This window comes from Bradyrhizobium sp. 159 (assembly GCF_023073795.1).
Taxonomy (GTDB): Bacteria; Pseudomonadota; Alphaproteobacteria; order Rhizobiales; family Xanthobacteraceae; genus Bradyrhizobium.
In genome coordinates this window covers 299,325-319,664 of sequence record NZ_JADPKE010000018.1, presented here as the reverse complement: position 1 = coordinate 319,664, position 20,340 = coordinate 299,325, and the positions used below count along the sequence as shown (strand labels likewise).

General features: G+C 62.8%; 18 protein-coding genes and 2 pseudogenes. 2 read left to right on the top strand and 18 right to left on the bottom strand.

Features of this window, described 5'->3' with window-relative positions:
• Nucleotides 1-171: 171 nt before the first annotated feature.
• From IVA96_RS03895 to IVA96_RS03830, 14 genes are all read right to left on the bottom strand, one after another.
• Nucleotides 172-1,545 (bottom strand): cation-efflux pump, encoded by a 1,374-nt coding sequence (locus IVA96_RS03895; protein ID WP_247415440.1) that lies wholly within the window; start codon nt 1,543-1,545, stop codon nt 172-174.
• Nucleotides 1,546-1,703: 158 nt separating this feature from the next.
• A complete protein-coding gene (locus IVA96_RS03890) occupies nt 1,704-2,675 on the bottom strand; it encodes a zinc-binding dehydrogenase (RefSeq protein ID WP_247415438.1) in 972 nt (323 codons plus the stop codon).
• 25 nt (nt 2,676-2,700) lie between these two features.
• Nucleotides 2,701-3,696, bottom strand: coding sequence for a nitronate monooxygenase family protein (locus tag IVA96_RS03885; RefSeq protein ID WP_247415436.1), 996 nt, complete (start codon nt 3,694-3,696; stop codon nt 2,701-2,703).
• Nucleotides 3,697-3,871: 175 nt separating this feature from the next.
• Nucleotides 3,872-4,522, bottom strand: a complete 651-nt coding sequence (locus IVA96_RS03880) for a hypothetical protein (protein ID WP_247275838.1) — start codon at nt 4,520-4,522, stop codon at nt 3,872-3,874.
• A gap of 47 nt (nt 4,523-4,569) precedes the next feature.
• Nucleotides 4,570-4,773 carry a hypothetical protein gene (locus tag IVA96_RS03875; RefSeq protein WP_124161485.1) on the bottom strand — a complete coding sequence of 68 codons (204 nt, stop codon included), beginning with the start codon at nt 4,771-4,773 and terminating at the stop codon, nt 4,570-4,572.
• 218 nt (nt 4,774-4,991) lie between these two features.
• On the bottom strand, nt 4,992-5,765 hold the full coding sequence (locus IVA96_RS03870) for a fumarylacetoacetate hydrolase family protein (RefSeq protein WP_247275837.1): 774 nt from the start codon (nt 5,763-5,765) through the stop codon (nt 4,992-4,994).
• Nucleotides 5,766-5,776: 11 nt separating this feature from the next.
• Nucleotides 5,777-6,796: a 2-dehydropantoate 2-reductase gene (locus IVA96_RS03865; RefSeq protein ID WP_247275836.1), complete on the bottom strand. Its 1,020-nt coding sequence runs from the start codon at nt 6,794-6,796 to the stop codon at nt 5,777-5,779.
• A 106-nt stretch (nt 6,797-6,902) separates the two neighbouring features.
• The gene (locus IVA96_RS03860; RefSeq protein ID WP_247275835.1) at nt 6,903-7,328 is read right to left on the bottom strand and encodes a CBS domain-containing protein; all 426 of its coding nucleotides are present in this window, start codon (nt 7,326-7,328) and stop codon (nt 6,903-6,905) included.
• Nucleotides 7,329-7,504: 176 nt separating this feature from the next.
• Entirely contained in the window at nt 7,505-8,827 is a 1,323-nt protein-coding gene (gene oxlT, locus IVA96_RS03855) for an oxalate/formate MFS antiporter (RefSeq protein ID WP_247275834.1), read from the bottom strand.
• A gap of 265 nt (nt 8,828-9,092) precedes the next feature.
• Nucleotides 9,093-10,382 carry an oxalate/formate MFS antiporter gene (oxlT, locus tag IVA96_RS03850; protein ID WP_247275833.1) on the bottom strand — a complete coding sequence of 430 codons (1,290 nt, stop codon included), beginning with the start codon at nt 10,380-10,382 and terminating at the stop codon, nt 9,093-9,095.
• A gap of 395 nt (nt 10,383-10,777) precedes the next feature.
• The gene (locus tag IVA96_RS03845) at nt 10,778-12,277 is read right to left on the bottom strand and encodes a tripartite tricarboxylate transporter permease (RefSeq protein ID WP_247275832.1); all 1,500 of its coding nucleotides are present in this window, start codon (nt 12,275-12,277) and stop codon (nt 10,778-10,780) included.
• 42 nt (nt 12,278-12,319) lie between these two features.
• Nucleotides 12,320-12,817 carry a tripartite tricarboxylate transporter TctB family protein gene (locus IVA96_RS03840; RefSeq protein ID WP_247301221.1) on the bottom strand — a complete coding sequence of 166 codons (498 nt, stop codon included), beginning with the start codon at nt 12,815-12,817 and terminating at the stop codon, nt 12,320-12,322.
• 81 nt (nt 12,818-12,898) lie between these two features.
• Nucleotides 12,899-13,864 carry a tripartite tricarboxylate transporter substrate-binding protein gene (locus tag IVA96_RS03835; RefSeq protein WP_247275888.1) on the bottom strand — a complete coding sequence of 322 codons (966 nt, stop codon included), beginning with the start codon at nt 13,862-13,864 and terminating at the stop codon, nt 12,899-12,901.
• Between the two features lie 499 nt (nt 13,865-14,363).
• Nucleotides 14,364-14,501, bottom strand: a complete 138-nt coding sequence (locus IVA96_RS03830; RefSeq protein ID WP_247415433.1) for a hypothetical protein — start codon at nt 14,499-14,501, stop codon at nt 14,364-14,366.
• Nucleotides 14,502-14,857: 356 nt separating this feature from the next.
• On the opposite strand from IVA96_RS03830, the gene IVA96_RS03825 reads away from it, so the two are divergent.
• On the top strand, nt 14,858-16,189 hold the full coding sequence (locus IVA96_RS03825; RefSeq protein ID WP_247415430.1) for an Hsp70 family protein: 1,332 nt from the start codon (nt 14,858-14,860) through the stop codon (nt 16,187-16,189).
• A gap of 290 nt (nt 16,190-16,479) precedes the next feature.
• Here IVA96_RS03825 and IVA96_RS03820 read toward each other — a convergent pair whose 3' ends face one another.
• Together IVA96_RS03820 and IVA96_RS03815 are read right to left on the bottom strand one after the other, a co-directional pair.
• Nucleotides 16,480-16,923: an SRPBCC family protein gene (locus tag IVA96_RS03820; RefSeq protein ID WP_247275828.1), complete on the bottom strand. Its 444-nt coding sequence runs from the start codon at nt 16,921-16,923 to the stop codon at nt 16,480-16,482.
• Nucleotides 16,924-17,076: 153 nt separating this feature from the next.
• Nucleotides 17,077-17,490, bottom strand: a complete 414-nt coding sequence (locus IVA96_RS03815) for a hypothetical protein (RefSeq protein ID WP_247415428.1) — start codon at nt 17,488-17,490, stop codon at nt 17,077-17,079.
• A gap of 260 nt (nt 17,491-17,750) precedes the next feature.
• On the opposite strand from IVA96_RS03815, the gene IVA96_RS03810 reads away from it, so the two are divergent.
• Nucleotides 17,751-17,993 carry a hypothetical protein gene (locus IVA96_RS03810; RefSeq protein WP_247275826.1) on the top strand — a complete coding sequence of 81 codons (243 nt, stop codon included), beginning with the start codon at nt 17,751-17,753 and terminating at the stop codon, nt 17,991-17,993.
• 341 nt (nt 17,994-18,334) lie between these two features.
• Here IVA96_RS03810 and IVA96_RS03805 read toward each other — a convergent pair.
• Both IVA96_RS03805 and IVA96_RS03800 read right to left on the bottom strand, forming a co-directional pair.
• Nucleotides 18,335-18,565 (bottom strand): annotated as a pseudogene (locus tag IVA96_RS03805) (transposase); the annotation flags it as partial.
• A gap of 168 nt (nt 18,566-18,733) precedes the next feature.
• Nucleotides 18,734-20,301: pseudogene (locus tag IVA96_RS03800) on the bottom strand (winged helix-turn-helix domain-containing protein).
• Between the last annotated feature and the right edge of the window lie 39 nt (nt 20,302-20,340).

Here is a 20,340-nt window from a genome sequence, read left to right as displayed (position 1 = left end):
CGTCGCTTTCGAATCACACCGATTTGAATCCAGTTTTCGCGGGCTGTCGAGAGTCAACGAATCCTTAACGCGAAATTATTCTTATCCAACGCGCAGTTTGCGCATCGCTTGTCCGTAAAGTGACGTGCGCGACGGGTCCGAAACGAGAACGTGTGACTCTTCGCACGTGTGTCACGCACGCGGGGGCTCGGCGTGGCTGATCACGCGCTTCACGCTCGGGAAGGCGCGCCGCAATGCGCGCTCGATTGCGTCGACATGCTCGTGCACCTTGATCACGCTCATCGACGGAGTGGCGCGGCAGTGAAAGTTGACGATCTCGCCGGCCTCAGTGTTGCGGACGCGCACATTGTGGATGTCGTGGATCTCGCCCTCGCCAGCAAGCTCGGTCAACGCGGCGGCAATGGCCTGCACGCGCTCCGCGGGGGCGTCGACGCCGAACGGCAGTTCCGGTTCCAGCGGCTCGATATGGACGTCGACCTCGACGTCCTCGCCGAATTCCTCCTGGATGCTGCGCTCCAGCGTGTTGGCGACATCGTGGGCGGCCTCGAGCTGCATTTCGCCATCGACCTCGAGGTCGATGCCGACGATCAGCTTGGCGCCGAGGTCGTGCACCGTGACGTGGTGGATGGCGAGGCCGGAATTGCGCGCGATCACCATGATGCGGTCGCGCACGGTCTCGTTGTTGCGCGCGACGGGGACAGCCGTGAAGGTGAGGTCGGCGTCGCCGAACGCTCTGCTGACGGCGGCTTGCGCATTGCGCTTGATGTCCTCGACGCGGTCGATCGGATAGGTCCGCGGCACCTTTGCGATGGTATCGATGAAATAGGTTGCACCGACCATGCGCACGCGCAGCCGCTCGACGTCGATCACGCCGGGCACGCTGCGGATCGCGGCCGTGGCCTGCTCATGGGCGCCCTCCGGCGCGCGATCGACCAGCGTCTGCACGGTCGAGCCCGCCATGCGCAGGCCGAGAGCCGCGATCATCACGGCGACGGCGGCGGCCGCGGCCGCGTCACCCCACCAGAAACCGAGTCCGGCGAGGATCAAACCCACGATCACGGCAGATGAGCCCATCACGTCGGAGGCGAAATGCAGTGCGTCCGCGGCAAGCGCTTGGCTCCTGGTCTCCCGCGCAGCGCGGTGCAGCGCGCGGGCGCGCCAGAGATTGACGGCGATGTCGATCACCAGCACGACAAAGGGCGCGGCCGAAATGGTCGGCGGCGGGGTTCCCTCCCGCAGCCGGCTATAGGCCTCGACCAGGATGCCGCCGGCGAGCACGTAGAGCAGGGCGGTGACGCCCAGCGCCGAGACGCTCTCGAGCTTGCCATGGCCATAATGGTGCTCCTCGTCGGCCGGCTTGTCGGACACCCGCACCACCGCCCAGGTGATGATGGTCGCGACCAGGTCGATCGAGGAATGCAGGGCCTCGGAGATCAGCGCCAGCGAGCCGATCGCAATTCCGACCACGAATTTGGCCGCCGCCATGCCGCCGCTGGCGAAGATCGAGATCGCGGCGACCGAGGTCTTGTTGTGCTGGGAGATCATGGCGGGGATTTAGCAGGGCGTGGGTGAACATCAAGCGACGATCCACAGCCGTAGTCGCAAGTGACTTGCAGGAGCGACGGCGATGTCATTCCGGGATGGTGACCAGACCCGAATCTCGAGATTTCAGGTTCGGTTCTTCAAGCGCTCCGGAATGACGGTTAAGGCACCGTCACGACGATCTTCCCGAGATGCTTGTTCGCCTCCATGTGCGCGAACGCCTGATCGATGTCGTCGAATGTGAACACCTTGTCGATCGGCAGTTGCAGTTTTCGCGACTCGACCGCGCCCCAGATGTCCTTGCGCACCTCCTCGAAGATCTCGCGGACCTCCTCGATGGTGCGGGTGCGGAAGGTGACGCCGACATAGTCGATGCGGCGCGCGGCGTGCAGGTCGAAGTTGAAGTCGGCATGGGTGCCGCCGAGCCGGCCGACATTGACGATGCGGCCCTTCACCTTCGTCGCGGCAAGATTCTGGTTCGCGACCTTGCCCGAGACCTGGTCGACGATGAGATCGACGCCTTCGCCGCCGGTCGCTTTCAGGACCTCGTCGACCCATTTCGGATCGGAGCTATCGACGGCCAGATCGGCGCCGTATTCCTTCAGCCGGCCGCGGCGAGTGGCGTCGGTCGACGAGCCGATTACGAGCTTGGCGCCCTTGAGCCTGGCGATCTGCAGCGCCATCAGACCGACGCCGGAGCTCGCGCCCTGAATCAGCACGCTCTGGCCCGCTTGCACGCCGCCGACGGTGACGACGGCATTGTGCATGGTCGCGAGCGCGACGGGGAGGGTGGCCGCCTCCTCGAAATTCATGTTCGAGGGCGCGTGGAACAGCCGGCCGTGATCGGCCAGCGTATATTCGGCAAATGCGGCACTGCCCGACCCCATGATGCGGTCGCCGATCTTGACGCCCTTCGCGTCCGGCCCGAGCTCGGCGACTTCGCCAGCCCATTCCATGCCGAGCACGGTGCCGACGCCGCCGGCTGCGCCGTGGGCATGACCCTTGCGCATGCCGGTATCGGCGCGGTTCAGGGCACAGGCGCGGACGCGGACCAGCACCTGCGTGCCCTTGGGCTTTGGTTGAGCGACGTCGGAAATCGTAGCGCCGTCAAGACCGTAGACGTAAGCCTTCATGTCTTACACTCGCTTCTTACAGTGATTATTCCGCCGCTTCGTGTTGCCGCTGAACGATCATGCCCCCCAGCCGGCTGCGGATGATGGCTTCCGCCTCCCGCACGATGCGGGAGACCAGCTCGGCGCAGCTCGGGATGTCATGGATCAGGCCCTGCACCTGGCCGGCCGACCAGATGCCCTCGTCGGAATTACCCGTCGCGTAGACCATCTTGCCGCGGGCACCGGCGACGAGTTCGCGGATGTCCTCGAACTTGGCACCTTCCTTTTCCATGGCGACGACCTTGGTCGAGATCGCGTTCTTGGCCACGCGCGAGGTGTTGCGCATGGTGCGGAAGATCAGCTCGGTCTCGCGCTCGTCATTGGCGACGATCTTCTCCTTGATGAGCTGGTGGATCGGGCTCTCCTTGGTGGCCATGAAGCGGGTGCCCATGTTGATGCCGTCGGCGCCTAACGCCAGCGCGGCAACGAGGCCGCGCGCATCGGCAAAGCCGCCGGAGGCGATCATCGGAATCTTGATCTTGTTCGCGGCGGCCGGAATCAGGATCAGGCCGGGAGTGTCGTCCTCGCCCGGGTGGCCGGCGCATTCGAAGCCGTCGATCGAGAGGGCATCGACGCCCATGCGTTCGGCCGAGAGCGCGTGACGGACGCTGGTGCATTTGTGCACGACCTTGACGCCGTGCTTCTTGAATTCGTCGACATGCTCCTGCGGCTTGTTGCCGGCGGTCTCGACCACCTTGATGCCGCTGTCGATGATGGCGGCACGGTATTCGGCATAAGGCGGCGGCTTGATCGCGGGCAGGATGGTGAGGTTGACGCCAAAGGGCTTGTCGGTGAGGTCGCGGCAACGCGCGATCTCCTTGGTCAAGTCTTCCGGCGTTGGTTGGGTGAGCGCCGTGATGAAGCCGAGCGCGCCGGCGTTGGCGACCGCGGCAACGAGCTCGGCGCGCCCGACCCATTGCATGCCGCCCTGGACGATCGGGTGCTCGACGCCGACGAGCTTAGTGAACCGTGTCTGCAACATGATGTTTCCCCCGTCGGTGTGGCGCTCTGGTCTCGCTTGATGGAGGGGAGGATGCCGCCCGGACCGGGAAATGTCTATTGTCGCGCCGTGCGGTGCAGGCGGGGCGATCATGCGACAGGTGAGGGGATTCCGTAGGGCGGATAATTGGGTCGCCGCTGCCGGACGGGGCGAAGAGCTAGTCCGCCGACAGCCGCACCATCTGGCGGCCGCCGTTCATTTCTTTGAGGCGGTTGACGAAGTTTTCCGGGCGCTGCCAGCGGTTGGGGACTTGCAATCCCATGAACTCGGCGATGTCGCCGATGAAGCCGGTGCAGTTAGTGGTCTCGGCGTTCCACACGGGCGAACTCGCCTGCAATTTCTTGATGTAGGCGAATACGCGCTTGGCGTCAGCCTCGTTCAGGTACACGCGATAGCTCGCGGTCAGATATTCCGGATCGAGATCGCCGTAGCTGGCGCCGGTCTCGGAGGGCACAAAGGTGATGTGGCCGAGCACGTAAGCAAGCGTGTCGCCGGCGGGTGTGAGGCCCGCGACCTCGACCGCGCGTTCGCTGGTCTTGCCGTACCAGACGAAGGCGTGGCCCCAGCTCGCGGCGGTTCTCGCCCGGAAGTCGACGTAGTACGGACCTTTCTCCGCACGCGCGACGGGACGCCGCGTCGCTTGCGGGGCCGGTCGCGATGTGGTGTCGGTCGTAGCAAGCGCGTTCGCATCGGCAACGCGCTTGTTCGCTTCATGGGCCGAGGCCGAGGGCATCGTGCATGCGATCATGGCCGCGAGCGCGAAGCCCGCGAGGATGCAGGATCCCGATCGACCAGATTTGTACGTCACGCTGTGCCCCTCGACTCTCGCCCGCTTACGCAGCTTCGTGTTGCGTGTCAGTAGCGCGCTGCGACCGGGCCGGGCGCCTTGCCGATCGGGGCCTTTCCAACCGGGCTCTTGCCGATCGGCATCTTGCCGATCGGAGCCTGCTCAGCCGGATAGGCCGGCACGGGCTGGCGGCGCGGCAGATCCGCAGCGTTCGCAGCCGTGACCAGAGCAAGCGTGGCACCGAGAGCAAATACAATCTTCTTCACAGTCATACCCCTAGAAGGTTAGTCCAAACACGGCGGCGCCGTGCCCCCAGACACGCCTCACAGAAGGGCGGCCGAATGCGTCCAAGTTGCGGCACGCGCGGGACATGTTGACGGCATATGTCGGGCGTACGCAGATGTGATGTGTACGGATGTTTTCGGGGTGTGTGACGGCCGAGGATTGGGCTGTCGCTGCGCTCATCCGGGCTGCGGCGCCGCGCCGGCAGCTACAGCCGAAACTCGTTCGTTAGCTCGCCGATGCCGTCGATCGCGACAGTCACGGTGTTCACCGGCTCCTTCATCACGCCGACGCCGACCGAAGTGCCGACGGCAATGAGGTCGCCGGGCAGCAGGGTCATGTCGTGGGAGATCCTGCTCACCAGTTGCTGAGCGCTGAAGATCATGTCGGAGATCGGATAGTTCTGCCGCTCCGCGCCGTTGAGGATAGTGCGGACCGTGAGCTTGGCCGGATCAAGGCCGGTGGCGATGACGGGCCCGAACGGGCCGTAATCGTCGATGCCCTTGGCGCGAGCCCATTGCGGGAAAGTGGAATCGCTGGTCAGGATGTCGTTGGCGGTGATGTCGTTGACGCAGGTGTAGCCGAAGATGAAGCTGTCCGCTTCGCCAGGGGAGACGCGGGCGCATATCCTGCCGATCACGATGCCGAGCTCGCCCTCATAGGTGGTCTTGCCGTCGTAGTAAGACGGGCGGCGGATCACGGCGCCAGGCGTCGTGATGCTGGTGGTGGCTTTCAGGAGATACAGCGGCTCCGGCGGCTCGGGCTGGTTGAGCTTGGCCGCGAGCGCATGGAAATTATTCCAGAGCGCGACGATCTTGCTGGGCGCGCAGGGCGCGAGCAGCTCCACATCCGACAGCGCCAGCATCTTGCCGGTGCTGGCGTTGCGGCCGAACATCTCGCCCTCATGCACGCTGATGCCTGATGGCGTCAGCGTGCCGAAGCCGGTCGTGCCGCCATGGCGGAAGCGCAGCCAGCGTTTCATCTCGCCCACCATCACGCCACCGCCAGTGCGCGCGGATCTGATGGTGCCGAGACGCCGTCATAGAGGCCGGCGATGCGCGCGCGCTGGGTCACCATCGCCAGCACCGAATCGAGCACGGGCGTGGCAACCCCGGTGAGGCGGCCCATCTCCTGCACCACGGTGACGAGCGGGTCGATCTCCATCGGGCGGCCGCGCTCCAGATCCTGGAGCATCGAGGTCTTGTGCGCGCCGACCTTGCGGGCGCCCTCGATGCGGCGCTCGACGTCGACGCGGAACGTGACGCCGAACGTCTCGGCGATGGCTTGCGTCTCCACCATGATCGCGCGCGACAATGCACGCGTCGCCGGATCGGTGCAGATCACGTCGAGCGTTGCATGGGTCAGGGCGCTGATCGGATTGAAGCAGACATTGCCCCACAGTTTGAGCCAGATCTCGTCGCGGATGCGGTCGAGCACCGGCGCCTTCAGCCCGGCCGCGACGAAGAGATCGGAGAGGCGCTGCACGTCCGGCGTGATCTCGCCGGAGGGCTCGCCGAGCGGGAAATTGTTGCCGTAGATGTGGCGGATCACGCCGGGCGCCTCGATCTCGGTGGCGGGATAGACGATGCAGCCGATGGCGCGCTCGGCGCCGATCTCGCGCCACTGCCGGCCGCCGGGATCGATGCTCTCTAGCGTCGAGTTCTCGTATTGGCCGCCGTGCTTGTAGAAATACCAGTAAGGGATGCCGTTGACGGCGGTGACGATGCGGGTGTGAGGCCCGAGCAGCGGCTGCATCTTTTCGATCACACCGGTGATCGAATGCGCCTTCAGCGTGATGATGATGTAGTCCTGCACGCCGAGCTCGGCGGGATCGTCGGTGCAGCGCGGATGCACGGTGTGCTGCTCCTCGCCCGCGAGCAGCGTCAGGCCGCGCTCGCGCATCGCGGCAAGGTGTGCGCCGCGTGCGACCAGGCTGACGTCGGCGCCCGCGCGCGCGAGCTGAACCCCGAGATAACCGCCGATCGCGCCGGCGCCGTAGATGCAGATTTTCATGAAGTCCTCGCGAGGAGCAGAAAGCCGGAATTTGGCACGAAAGATCCGGTCCGGCTCGGAAGGGTCCGAGCCGGGGCCGGCAGTCGCAGGGGGTGTGTGGAGGGCTCTAGGCTGCTTGCGGCGTAGAGTTGGTGGCCTCGTCCACGGCAGCGGCGATGTCGCGCATGCTGATGACCGAGACGAGGCTGTAGTCGTCGATGACGGGCAGATGGCGGATGTGATTCCGGTTCATCAAATGGCGGACGTGCTCGATCGTGTCCGAGGAGGTGCAGGACACGAGCTGCTGCACCGAGACCAGCTGCGAGACCTTGACGTTGATAGCATTGGCGCCGTGATCGGCGACTGCGCGCACCACGTCGCGCTCAGTGAACATGCCGACCGCAGTATTGCCTTCCGAGCGGACCACGTCCTTCACAACCAGTGCGCTGATATTGTTGGCGCGCATCAGCTTGGCGGCGATACCCACCGTTTCGTTCATTCGCACCGTGACAACGCGCGGCGTCTTCTTGCGCAGAATGTCTCCGACCAGCATTGCAACCTCCCTGGGTGAATGACCAGGTGAAGTGTGGTATACATAATGCCAATCGTCAAGCGCTGGATTTGGCTGATCCGAAAAATCTTGCGGCAGTAGTGCTGACGTTTGTAGGGCGCCAAAAAGAAAGGGGCGCATCGCTGCGCCCTTTTCCAGCCTCTAAGCCGTATGGTGGCTTATGCCGTCTCGGTCTTGGCATTGCCGGTCGCGGCCTCAATGCTCTCGGCTTCCTTGCCGAGGATGAAGGAGCGACGCAGCGGCTTGATCACGAACAGCGCCATCAGCGCCGCCGTCGCATTCAGCGCCACTGCCACCACGAACACGGCCTTCCAGCCATAGGCAGTCGAGATCACGCTCGCGAGCGGGACGAGCAGGGATGCCGTGCCCTTGGCGGTGTACAGCATGCCGTTGTTGGTGGTCGCGAATTTCGCGCCGAAGGTGTCGCCGCAGGTCGCAGGGAACAGCGAGTAGATCTCGCCGAACACGCCGAAATAGACCGCGGTGGCGAGCACGAACACGACGGGCACATGGCCATAGGCCGACAGCGCCAGCAGCATCAAAGCAGCGGTGCCGAAGGCGATGAACATGGTGGGCTCACGGCCGATCGTATCGGAGACCCAGCCGAAGAAGGGACGTCCGAAACCGTCGAAGATGCGGTCGAGCGAAATCGCGAAAGTCAAGGCCGCCATCTGGAAGCCGGCGAGCGTGACCGGCGTGTCGGCGATCTTGAAGTCGTGCGCGATCGGGGCGATCTGCGCCGCGGTCATCAGGCCGCCGGAGGCGACCATCACGAAGACGAGATACATCACCCAGAAAACAGGGGTCCGCAGCACCTGCGGCGGGGTGAAGTCGATCTTGGTCTGCGGCAGATTGAGCTGCTTCTTCTTTGGCGGAATCGAGATCCGCGGCGGTTGGATGAAGAAGGCGAGCACGAACACGATCAGACCCTGGCCGATGCCGAAGGTGAGGAAGGCGTGCTGATAACCGCTCGAGACGATCATGCTCGCGATTGGCACGACGGTAAGCGCGGCGCCGGCGCCGAAGCCGGCGGCGGTCGCGCCGGCTGCGAGCCCGCGGCGGTCGGGAAACCATTTCAGTGCGTTGCCGACACAGGTGCCGTACACCGCGCCCGCGCCCATGCCGCCGATGATCGCGGCGGCATAGAGCAGGGTAAGGCTATCGGCGTAGGAGTTGAGGATCCACGAGAGCGCGATCATCGCGCCGCCGAACATGACGACAATGCGTGGACCGTATTTGTCGACGAACCAGGCTTCGACTGGCACCAGCCAGGTCTCGGTGACGACGAAGATGGTGAACGCGAGCTGGATCGCGGCGCGCCCCCAATGGTGGGCCGCATCGATCGGATCAACGAACAACGTCCAGCCGTATTGCAGATTGGCGATCATCGCCATGCAGACGATGCCCATCACGAGCTGGAGCCAACGGAAACCGGTGCGAAGTGGCGCGGCCGTGACGGCGCCATCCGGGCTGGAAATCATCAAGAACCTCCCAAGGCGCCTGATTGGCTGCGACGCAGGATCGCAAGATGACCTGATGTCGCAAATATTGTGGCTTATCGTCGCAGGCGCGGGCCGAACATTGGTATACGATATTCCAGATTGCAAGCCCTAACTTGGCGCCACATTGAAGAATGCGCGAGGTTCCATCGTGATTTCTGGGGGGCATCGCGGGGGCCTTCGCACCCAACGAAAACGCCCGGCCGTGAGGCCGGGCGTCCTGCTGAGTGAATTGTAGCGGAGCGGGTCAGACGGTCGATTTCGCGACCACGACCTTGCGCCAGGGTTTCAGCACCGCGATTGCCAGCAATGAAGCCAGAATGTTGGCGCCGGCCGCAATGATGAACACGCTGTCCCAGGTGCCCGACGATTGCTGCATGTAGTTGGCGATCGGCACCAGCAGCGCGGCGGTGCCCTTCGCGGTGTAGAGCAGGCCGGCATTGGTGGTCGCGAACTTGGCGCCGAACGTGTCGGTGCAGGTCGAGGGGAACAGCGAGTAGATCTCACCCCAGGCGAAGAACACGAAGCCCGAGAGCAGCACGAACCAGATCGGATCGTGGCCCCAGAGGTAGAGCATCCAGATGCCGAACCCTTCCATGCCGAAGGCGATGAACATCGTGTTCTCGCGGCCGATCATGTCGGAGATCCAGCCGAAGAACGGACGCGTCAGGCCGTTGAGCACGCGGTCGATCGTCGCCGCGAACGTCACCGCCGTCATCGTCACCGCCATCAGCGTGACCGGCACGTTGTCGACCTTCCAGTCGGCTGCGATCGGCTTCAGGTTCGCCGTCACCATCAACCCGCCAGCGCCGACGATCACGAACATGAAGTACATCAGCCAGAACAGCGGCTGACGCAGCACCTCGGTCGGTTGATAGTTGCGGCGGGTCTGGAGCAGATTGGCGTTCGCCACCACGTTCGGCACCTGGCCCGCTTTCGGCGCCAGCAGGAAGAAGGCGAGGATGCAGATGATGATGCCTTGCCCGAGGCCGAAATAGAGGAAGGTGGTCTGAAATCCACTGTCCTTGATCATGGCCTGGATCGGCGCGACGGTCAGCGCAGAGCCTGCACCGAAGCCTGCGGCCGTGATACCCGCAGCAAGACCACGCTTGTCCGGAAACCACTTCAGCGCGTTGCCGACGCAGGTGCCGTAGACGCCGCCGGCGCCGATGCCCGCGATGATCATGCCGAGATAGTAGCCGTTGAGCGTGGTGGCCTGCGCGTTGATTGCCCAGCCGATGGCACAGAGCACGCCGCCGACCAGCACGACGATGCGCGGACCGTATTTGTCGACGAACCATCCCTCGACCGGCACGAGCCAGGTCTCGAACAAAACGAAGAGGGTGAACGCCCATTGGATCGAGGCGCGATCCCAGCCGAACGTCTTCTGGATGTCGGGGACGAAGAACGTCCAGCCGTATTGATAGTTGGCGATCATCACCATCGCGCCTACGCCGATGGCCAATTGCGCCCAGCGAAAAGCATCGCTTACACGTGTGACACTAGGGGCCGCTGCTGACTGCACCATGTCCGTCATTAAAACCCTCCCGAACGCGCCGATCATTTTTTATGCATGCGCTGGCTCGCATCCTGGTATTCATTATGCCAAGATTCAAGCTAGGGACTGAGGGTGCGGCGAAATATCGCGGGCTTGCTCACATGCGCCTTGGCTGCGGGATTGTAAAGGCTGAATTGCTGCCGGCGTGCCGGGGGGCCTAGCGGTTGTGCCATTCAAACCATTGATTCAACGGCCGATTTCTGCAACGCGGCGAGCCGCAAGCACGCTGTGAAAAAGCCCGTGCCCTCGGCACACGACCACTTGTGCGCTGTTCGCACACAGCGCCGTCCGGTGGGTCGGTGACTGCAAATGGTGGAATTGCTTATCCCAGAAGGTCTGGAGGGCTTCGCACGGCCGCGCGCGGAGATCGCGCGTCACACCATCGACGTCCGCAGCCGGCTGTAGCCTTCCTGGATCGCGGACCAGAACAGGGCGACCAGACCGAGCGCCATGATGGTGCTGACGAGGCCGTTGGAGAAGAACACGCCGAGCGATCCTTGCGATCCCAACAGCGATTGGCGGAAGGCTTCCTCTGCCTTGTCGCCGAGCACGATGGCGAGCACCAGCGGTGCGAGCGGGTAGTTGCACTTCTTCAGGAGGTAGCCCAGCACGCCGAACACCAGCATCAGCATCACGTCGAAGGTGCTGTTGTGCACCGAATAGGCGCCGATCGCGCAGAGCACCAGGATGAGCGGCGCGATGATGCCGAAGGGCACGCGGAGGATCGCGGCGAAGATCGGCACGCAGGTGAGCACGACGATGAGGCCGGCGAGATTGCCGAGATACATCGAGGCGATCAGGCCCCAGACGAATTCCTTCTGCTCGACGAACAGCATGGGGCCGGGCTGCAGGCCCCAGATCAACAATCCGCCGAGCAGGACGGCGGCGGTCGGGGAGCCCGGCACGCCGAGCGAGAGCATCGGCAACAGCGCCGAGGTGCCCGCGGCATGGGCGGCCGTCTCGGGCGCGATCACGCCCTCGATCTCGCCCTTGCCGAAATTGTTGCCGCGTCGCGCCAGGCGCTTGGCGATGCCGTAGCTCATGAAGGAGGCCGGCGTTGCGCCGGCGGGCGTGACGCCCATCCAGCACCCGATCAGGCAGGAGCGCAGCGAGGTCATCCAATAGGCGGGTAATTCCCGCCAGGTCTGAAGCACGACCCGAAGATTGATGGTGGCGTTGCCGCCTCGGAAAGCCAGTCCTTCCTCCATGGTCAGCAGGATCTCGCCGATACCGAATAGGCCGATCACGGCGATCAGGAAGTCGAATCCGTTGAGCAGTTCGGTGACGCCGAAGGTCAGCCGCAACTGGCCCGTGATCGAATCGAGGCCGACCGCCGCGAGCGCAAAGCCCATCATCATCGCCGCGATGGTCTTGAACGGCGGCTCCTTGCTGAGGCCAACGAAGCTGCAGAAGGCGAGGAAGTACACCGCGAACTTCTCCGCCGGACCGAATCGCAGCGCGAAGCCCGCGACGAGGGGCGCGACCAGCGTGATCATGATGACCGCAAACAGCGCGCCCACGAAGGAGGAGGTGAAGGCGGCGGTCAGGGCCTCACCGGGTTTGCCCTGTTGTGCCATCGGATAACCGTCGAAGGTGGTCGCCACCGACCAGGGCTCGCCGGGTATGTTGAACAGGATCGAGGTTATGGCGCCGCCGAACAATGCGCCCCAATAGATACAGGACAGCATGATGATCGCCGACGTCGGCGGCATGCTGAAGGTCAGGGGAAGGAGGATCGCAACGCCATTGGCGCCGCCGAGCCCCGGCAGCACGCCGATGATGACTCCGAGCGTGATGCCGATGATCATCAGCATCATATTGTAGGGCTGCAGGGCGACCGCGAAGCCGTGAAACAGGTTGGCCAACTCTTCCATATCGATACGTCCTGCAGCAATGATTGCGTGACGGCGCAGCTCTTACAAACCAAGCCATTCCTCGAACGGGCCCTTGGGAAGCGGGACCAGGAACCAGCGCTCGAAAACGAGATAGGTCACGACCGGCATGCCGATCGCCACCGCGATGGTCGTGAGCCAGCGATAACCGCCGAGCCAGCGCATGAACCAGGCGATGAAGATCATCGAGGCAACGTAGAGGCCGATGAACGGCATCGAGCCGACATAGATCGCCGTGGGCACGACGACGCTCATGACCTGGCGAAGCTGTCCCCATTCTGCAAACAGCCGGCCGTCGTCGTGGCGCTGCGCGCTCCAGAGGTTGATGGCGCTTGCGCCGACGATGGCGGCGCCGACATAGAAGGGGAAGAAGCCGGCACGCGGGCCCTCCGCGCCCCAGTTGATGCCGGCCTTCAGGCTGCCGAAGATCACGACCAGGCCGAAGACGCCGATCAACAGCGCCATGCCGATTTCCAGCGTCTTGTGTGCGGGGCCGGATTCGGATCCGGATCGTTCAGTCATGGGACCTCCAGGCGGACGCAGTCTTGCGCGGTCGCGGCAGATGGAGGACGACCCAGCGTCCTCAGCCGTCGATGTCTCGGGTCAGTTCCCCGATGCGAGGAAGCCGGCTTCCTTCATCAAGCCTTCGTGGCGCTTCTCCTCGGCCTCGACCCACTTCGCGTATTCGGCTCCGGTCAGGAACGTCGTGTTGAAGGCGCCGCTCTTCATGAAATCCTGCCATTCCGGCGTGGCGCGGACCTTCTTGAACAGCTCGACGTAGTATTCGATCTGATCCTTCGTGGCCTTGGGCGACATGAAGATGCCACGCAGCATGAGATATTCCATCGCCAGGCCCTGCGACTTGCAGGTCGGAATATCCTTCCAGGCCTTGCCGTCGGCGATCGGCTCGTCATAGGCCATCGGCTGAGCGTCGAAGACGCAGAGCGGACGGAGCTTGCCGCCGCGCCATTGCGCGACCGCCTCGATCGGATTGTTGACCGTCGAATCGACGTGATTGCCGACGAGCTGAACGGCGACTTCGCCGCCGCCCTTGTAGGGGATGTAGGTGAATTTTGCGTCGATTGCCTTCTCGATGCCGACGGTGATGATCTGGTCTTCCTGCTTGGAGCCGGTGCCGCCCATCTTGAATGAGCCGCTCGGGGCTTTCTTCACGGCGTCGACGTAGTCCTTGACGGTGTTGTACGGTTTCTCGGCATTCACCCACAGCACGAATTCGTCGAGCGCCAACATCGCCACCGGGGTCAAATCCTTCCAGTTGAACGGAATCCCCGTTGCCAGCGGCGTCGTGAACAGGTTCGACAGCGTGATGATGATCTTGTGCGGATTGCCCGACGACGTCTTCACATCGAGGAAGCCCTCGCCACCCGCGCCGCCGGCCTTGTTGATGACGACGAGCGGCTGCTTCATCAGACTGTGCTTGGTGACGATGCCCTGGATGGTGCGTGCCATCTGATCGGCGCCGCCGCCGGTGCCCGCGGGCACGATGAACTCGACCGGACGGACTGGCTCCCAGGCAGCACGGCTTGCGGTGCTGTTGGCGCACGACATCGCGATTGCCGCCAAAGCGACATTCAGAACGAATGGCCTCATCTTGTTTCTCTCCCTGTCGAATCCTCAACGCAGCCGATCTTTGTCGGCTTGCGTCAGCCCATCTCGATTCAGATGCCTGGGGTCACCCTTGCGGTCGATCTCCCATGGCAGTCCGGTAGAAACTCTATGAGTAGGGACAACGCGCGGCATCCGCTCCTTTCGGCTAAGGCTCCGCCAACGCTCGCGGCAGGTGTGCCCCTCGGCCGCCCCGCCCTGCGGTGACTGTTTCCCCTCTTAGGCCTTTGATTACGCAATCGTTCGGGCGATGGTATGCGAGATGCCAGTAGGCAAACAATCTGATCGGCAGGTCCCACCGGCGGACCAATCGTCGCAGTTGTGGTCGCGAGCCAAGGAGCGCGCAAAACGAAAAAATGGCCCCGACATGCGAGGCCATTTGATCAAACGTAGGGTCTGCGAAGTCTGCCATCCCGCCGTTCGGCAGGCGGGCAGGGCCTTCTTACAGGCCGAAACGGGGCAGGTCGCCGTTGTGATTCGAAATCTTGGCGCTCGCCATCAGGAGGCTGTCGATTGTGGCCATCAGGCGGGCGAACAGCGAGGAGGAGGGGGCCAGAGCAACGGAAGCGGTCTTGGACATCGGAAATCCCTTTCTTGAGAACAGTCAGCCTTGCTGTCTCATTTCGGGGGCAATCTATGTATACCAGATACCACTGTCTATGGTCTTGGTTGCATAGCAGTACGCAAGCTTTCGCATTGCAACATAAATGCTGAATTAACGGAGCCGTTTCGGAAATAAAATTGCTGGTGCGGCGGGGCAGATGGGTCGTTCCAGTGCCGAAGGTGCGAAAAGCTGGCTAAATCATCCCGGATCGCGCGTGATTTCGCAGCGATGGGACGCCAAGGTCCGGCCGCACCGCAACGGTGGGCCTTGGCACGGCCCTGCAAAGCCGTTAGTGGTCCGCCCCCTTATCCAATCATCCGTCAGAGTGGTTCATGTCGAGCGCCTCGCCCGCCGTCTCGATCGGCATCGATTTTGGAACCAGCAATACGGTCGTCGCGCTCGCGGCGGACGACCGCCGGGTCGAGGCCATCCGCTTCGACCATGGCGGACAGCGCCACAGCGTCTACGTATCGGCGCTGTGCTTCTGGGAGGATCGGCCGGGAGCCGGCGCCCAGGCCGAGGGCGGTCCATGGGCGGTCGAGCAGTTTCTCGAAGGGCGCCACGTCTATCGCTTCCTCCAGTCGTTCAAGACGTTTGCGGCGAGCTCCAGCTTCAACACCACCCAGGTGTTCCGCCAGCGTTACAAGTTCGAGGATATTTTGGCGGCGTTCCTGCGGACGCTGGCGCGCCACGGCGGGGACCGGTTCGGCTTCGAGGCCGCAAACATCACGGTCGGCCGCCCCGTCCGCTTTGCCGGCGGCAATCCCGACGAGGCGCTGGCGATGCAGCGCTATCGCGCCGCGTTCGAGCGCTCAGGTGCCGGCCACGCGCGCTACGTCTATGAGCCCGTGGGCGCGGCGTTCTCCTTCGCCCGCCGGCTGGAGCGGGATGCCACCGTGTTGGTTGCGGATTTCGGCGGCGGCACCAGCGACTTTTCCGTGATGCGTTTCTCGCGCAAAGGCGGCAGCCTTCGCGCCGAGCCGCTGGGACACGCCGGCATCGGCATTGCGGGCGACACGTTCGACTATCGCATTGTCGACCATGTCGTCTCGCCGCGGCTCGGCAAAGGTTCCAGCTTCCGCTCGTTCGACAAGGTGCTGCCGGTCCCCAGCGGCCACTACACCAACCTCGCTCGCTGGCATCAGCTCGCGATGATGAAGAGCAACGGCGATTTGCGCGAGCTGCGCGAGCTTGCGCGCACCGCGCTGAAGCCGGCTCTGCTCGAGGATTTCATCACCATCGTCGATCTCGACCTCGGCTTTTCGCTGTACCGCGCGGTGTCCGACGCCAAGGTGGCGCTGTCGGCGCAGGACGAGGTGGACTTCCGTTTTGGAGGCGGCGGGGTCGACATCGGCGCGGCCATCACACGGAAAAATTTCGAATCTTGGATTGCCGACGATATCGCCCGGTTAGGGGCCACCGTCGACAAGGTGCTGGGCGAGGCAGGCATTACCGGGCGCGAGGTGGAGAAGGTATTTTTGACCGGCGGCACGTCCTTCGTGCCGGCTGTCCGAAAGCTGTTCGCCGAGCGTTTCGGTAACGAACGGCTGATGTCGGGCGACCAGTTCGAGTCGATCGCGTATGGTCTCGCGCTGATCGGACACAGCCCCGACCCGGACAGATGGACCGCCGGCGGCGGCGTTGAATCGAGGGCGGGCGCGTAACGATCGTTCGCAATCGATCGGATCTGCCTCGCAGGCAGCCGCAGCTCAATTGGGCTCCGTAGATATCTGCAGACTCGATGTGAGTTGTTCTCTCGGAGAGTTCCCCATTCTACGTCATTGCGAGCGCAGCGAAGCAATCCAGAGTCCCTCGGCAGAACGATTCTGGATTGTTTCGCGGAGCCTGTCATCGGGCCGCGCTTCGCGCGGACCCGTTGGCTCGCAATGACGATGCGGGGAAATCTGCGAATTTGGTCGAACAGATCACCCCGCTGCGTCAAACGCGGACCCGGCTATTGGTTGATCTCCGGCTCGACGAGCCGTGCCAGGTTGCGCAACGATTCCTGCCAGCCGAGATAACAGGCCTCCGGCGGGATGACGTCGGGGATGCCGGCCTGCGTGATGTCGACTTCGGTGCCGACCGAGACCTTCTTCAGGATCACGGTGACCTGGATCTCACCCGGCAGGTTAGGATCGTCGAACCTGTCGGTGTACCGGAGGCGTTCGCCCGGGACGAGCTCGATATATTCGCCGCCAAACGAATGGCTGTTGCCCGTCGTGAAATTCCGGAACGACATCTTGAACGTGCCCCCGACCTTGGGCTCGAAATGATGCACGGTACAGGTGAAGCCGTTCGGCGGAAGCCATTTCGCCATCGCGTCGGCCTCCAGGAAGGCGCGATAGACTTTCTCCGGGCTGGTGGCCAAGACGCGGTGCAGACGGACAGTGCTGGGCATGATTGTTATCCTCAGTGAATTAATGGGCCCGAGTTTGGCGTCTATGGCCCATTCATGTCACGAGGACGACGGGGAGGCTGCCGATCCGACACGGCTTTGCAGATTTTTGTTAGGCGTCGGTGCCTGCGATGGTCCGCGCGCCGGCCCGGCCAATCAGGCTTGGCGTGTCTTGTCCGCCTTGGTCTTCGATGCCAGAACCGGAAGGACGTCCCCCATGCTCAAAGGCTGACCGTTGGGGAAGCCGGACATCCTCAGGCTCGAAAAATGCGTGGTCCCGTCGACCGGAGACACATAGGCGAACTTGACCTCGATCTTGTGCTTGATTTCGTAGCCCTGCCATTTCGGGTGTTCGCGCGTCAGGAATTCGGCCTGGTCACAGCGAAGCAGATCGGAGGTCGACGTCGTCTTGGAGAGAATGCCGCGCTCGACCTTCTCCAGGTAGCACTGATCGGTCACGGCGCTGACGCGCGCATCGACGCGTTGAAAATTCGCCTTCTTGTCGTACTGGTCGTAGGCAGCAAAACCGGCGATGCCGACGGCGATCAAACCGAATACCAACAGACGCATGCTCGTGCTCCCGCTTGTGGCAGGTTGAAGCGCCAGACATTAAGGGCAGCTAAATCCGGTCAAGACGGTCTTCAGGAACAGAAAACGCTTCTTTGCGACCAACGCAGCCAGTTGACTTAAATTGATGCGATGCGAGTTAGATGAACTCTCAAAATGGCCCCCATCCGCGATGAGGAATCGGTTCGGGCCTAGAACCGCCGCGCCGGAGGAACGCGGAGCGCGCCGGCTTGTTGTTCGCGATCAGGACGGGAGATAGATCAATGATAAAGAAGCTCTTAGTGAGTACGATGATCGCCTCGATGATGGGAACCGCAGCACTGGCGCAACCGAGTCAGAGCCAGCAGGGCGCGCAGGCCGGAGTGGCCGGAACAAGCGATACCACCAAGAAAACGGCTAAATCGAAGGGTGGGATGACGACGGGCACGTCTTCCAGCACGACCGACAGTTCAGGCACCAGCACTCCAGGTGGCCAGTCCACAAAGAAGAGCGGCGCGCGGAAGTGATAGAGTTGAAAGCCCTCCAAACTAGCGAGGGCTTCTTGGTTTCAGCGGTCTCCCTATAGTCTACGAGGGAGCGCGAACCGCAATTCGAAGGACTCGCTGGGAGGAGCCCGATGGGCTGCGTGCGGCGTCCACGAGGCCAACGGGCCGACCGCCACTCACTTCGCCCGTCGTAGAATTCAAGCTGCGCGTGCCGTTGCGAAGGACCGGCGGCCCGCCCAAAACATGAATGCAGCCATTGCGCCGATGCCGATTAGGCTTGGAAGGCTGCCGGCAAGGTCCGAAGCAAGCGCGGCAAAGCCCCAGATCGCTGCACGGCAGCATCATGGGCACCAGCCAGTACGCTCAATGAGCTTGGACCACGCGCGCGCCCGTCGCCAGCGAACGAACCGATTGTAGCAGGTCGTGTACGGACCGAAGCTTTCCGGCAGGTCGCGCCACGGTGCCCCGGATCGCAAGACCCAGAAGATGCCATTGAGGACACGACGGTCATTCACTCGTGGCACGCCGCGCCACTTATTCGGCAGCATCGGCTTAATGGCAAACCACTCATAGTCCGTGAGTTCGTAGCGCATGATTCGACCCCTTCCGATGGATGGCTTGAATCATGGCTCGGCTGGCAGGCTCAACTGGTCGCTATGCACCCGAAAGCGAACCTATTATGCTCACTTTTTGTCGTTCATGACCCGAAGCCGACGTGGCGCAGGAACGCGCTAAAGTCGGTTTTTGACCGGAAACGTCCATCACCCTTCCGGCACGCCAGCGAGGCGGAAGCCTTCACACGCGCGCTCCAGCCCAGCAAGAAAAGTCGGATTGTCGCTTTGTTGAGCAGTGCGGAAGCGACGGATGGTGAAACCTGAGTTGAGCGCAAGTCCCGTTCTTGCAGCAGTTCGCGCCTCATCGAGGGCGCCGGTCAGGCCTAACGCAGCGGCGAGCGCCAAATGAGCGAGAGGAAAGTTGCGGTTCGCCTCAGTGCTTCGTCGTAGCCAACTGACCGCTTCGACGTCCGAACCCAGCTGTAGCTTGGCCACGCCTACAAAACACGCCCATTGGTAGGCCTCAACGTCGCGAGGGGAGAGACGTAAAGCTTCGAATATGTGGCCTTCGGTCTCGGCAGCGCGCCCCATATAGAATTTGGCAAAACCAAGGGCAGCATGAGCGTTGGCCCTGTTCGATCCAGCGCCAACGCATGCTCGAATTCACGGATGGCTTGGGCGGCCCGGTTCGTAAAGATCTGGACCCGACCCCGAGCCAAGTGGGCTGAAGTGTGGTTCGGCCTGATCGACAATGCCTTATTCACCATCGCCTCGGCCGCTTCAAACCGCGCAGGCCCATCATCCGTCGTAAAGCTGGCTCCAACTGCCGTATCAACATTTGCCAGGCCAATCATTGCTTCGACGTTGCCGGGGTCGCACGCTAGAGAGCGTTCGAAGAAGCTCCGCGCTCGCGTTAAGCATTCAAGGCTAAACCCCGTCATCAGCCAGGCCCGGCCCTGGAAGTATAAGTCCATTGCATCGGGACTCAGCGTACGTTCGGCTCGTTGCGCCTCAGCCTCGATGAGCCGGCTACCCAACGTATTGGCAAGCCTGGATACGATTTCGTCCTGCATGTCGAACAGGTCAACGACAGCCTTCTCGAAGCGCTCGGCCCAAAGATGCTGGCCGCTGATAGCATCAATCAACTGCACGTTCATGCGAAGCCGCTTGCCGCTGCGTTGCACTGAACCTTCGAGCACGTAACGAACGTTCAATTCGCGGCCGACTTGCCGTACATCGACTGCTCTACCCTTGTATGAGACGGCGCTGTTCCGTGCGATTACAAATGAAGCGGCGATGCGCGACAAGTCTGTGGTCAAACTCTCGGTTACACCATCCACGAAATAGTCCTGCTCACGATCAGCGCTAAGGTTCGTGAAGGGTAGCACGACGATGGATAGGCGCGGCGGCGTGTCGCCGGTTCGCTCGACTGAGCCAACCGTGTCTATTGCGGAGCTCCCGGCTTCCTGCACTGCACCCACGAAACGGAAACCTTTGCGCGGGAGCGTCTTGATGAGGTCCTGTTTCTCGCCAGTGTCGCCGATTGCACACCTCGCACCATTGATGCGCGTCGTCAGAGCGGCATCCGAGACGATGCGACCATTCCAAACGCCGGCGATGAGCTCGTCCTTACTGACAACGCGTTCCCTGTTCCGGATCAAATAGTTCAGAAGATCGAATACCTGTGGCGCGACAGAGATTATCTCGGCTCCTTGCCGCAGCTCCCGTCGTTCCGTATCCAGCGTGAAATCCGAAAAGGAGTAAAGCAATTGCATCCTCCTGCGGTACGATCGCACCCCAGCGGAGCTGATATG

What these genes read in the sequence shown, in the direction of transcription:
- IVA96_RS03895 (WP_247415440.1), bottom strand. Translation starts at nt 1,545, where the DNA reads ATGATCTCCCAGCACAACAAGACCTCGGTCGCCGCGATCTCGATCTTC.
- IVA96_RS03890 (WP_247415438.1), bottom strand. Translation starts at nt 2,675, where the DNA reads ATGAAGGCTTACGTCTACGGTCTTGACGGCGCTACGATTTCCGACGTC.
- IVA96_RS03885 (WP_247415436.1), bottom strand. Translation starts at nt 3,696, where the DNA reads ATGTTGCAGACACGGTTCACTAAGCTCGTCGGCGTCGAGCACCCGATC.
- IVA96_RS03875 (WP_124161485.1), bottom strand. Translation starts at nt 4,773, where the DNA reads ATGACTGTGAAGAAGATTGTATTTGCTCTCGGTGCCACGCTTGCTCTG.
- IVA96_RS03870 (WP_247275837.1), bottom strand. Translation starts at nt 5,765, where the DNA reads ATGAAACGCTGGCTGCGCTTCCGCCATGGCGGCACGACCGGCTTCGGC.
- IVA96_RS03865 (WP_247275836.1), bottom strand. Translation starts at nt 6,796, where the DNA reads ATGAAAATCTGCATCTACGGCGCCGGCGCGATCGGCGGTTATCTCGGG.
- IVA96_RS03860 (WP_247275835.1), bottom strand. Translation starts at nt 7,328, where the DNA reads ATGCTGGTCGGAGACATTCTGCGCAAGAAGACGCCGCGCGTTGTCACG.
- oxlT (WP_247275834.1), bottom strand. Translation starts at nt 8,827, where the DNA reads ATGATTTCCAGCCCGGATGGCGCCGTCACGGCCGCGCCACTTCGCACC.
- oxlT (WP_247275833.1), bottom strand. Translation starts at nt 10,382, where the DNA reads ATGACGGACATGGTGCAGTCAGCAGCGGCCCCTAGTGTCACACGTGTA.
- IVA96_RS03845 (WP_247275832.1), bottom strand. Translation starts at nt 12,277, where the DNA reads ATGGAAGAGTTGGCCAACCTGTTTCACGGCTTCGCGGTCGCCCTGCAG.
- IVA96_RS03840 (WP_247301221.1), bottom strand. Translation starts at nt 12,817, where the DNA reads ATGACTGAACGATCCGGATCCGAATCCGGCCCCGCACACAAGACGCTG.
- IVA96_RS03835 (WP_247275888.1), bottom strand. Translation starts at nt 13,864, where the DNA reads ATGTCGTGCGCCAACAGCACCGCAAGCCGTGCTGCCTGGGAGCCAGTC.
- IVA96_RS03830 (WP_247415433.1), bottom strand. Translation starts at nt 14,501, where the DNA reads ATGTCCAAGACCGCTTCCGTTGCTCTGGCCCCCTCCTCCTCGCTGTTC.
- IVA96_RS03825 (WP_247415430.1), top strand. Translation starts at nt 14,858, where the DNA reads ATGTCGAGCGCCTCGCCCGCCGTCTCGATCGGCATCGATTTTGGAACC.
- IVA96_RS03820 (WP_247275828.1), bottom strand. Translation starts at nt 16,923, where the DNA reads ATGCCCAGCACTGTCCGTCTGCACCGCGTCTTGGCCACCAGCCCGGAG.
- IVA96_RS03815 (WP_247415428.1), bottom strand. Translation starts at nt 17,490, where the DNA reads ATGCGTCTGTTGGTATTCGGTTTGATCGCCGTCGGCATCGCCGGTTTT.
- IVA96_RS03810 (WP_247275826.1), top strand. Translation starts at nt 17,751, where the DNA reads ATGATAAAGAAGCTCTTAGTGAGTACGATGATCGCCTCGATGATGGGA.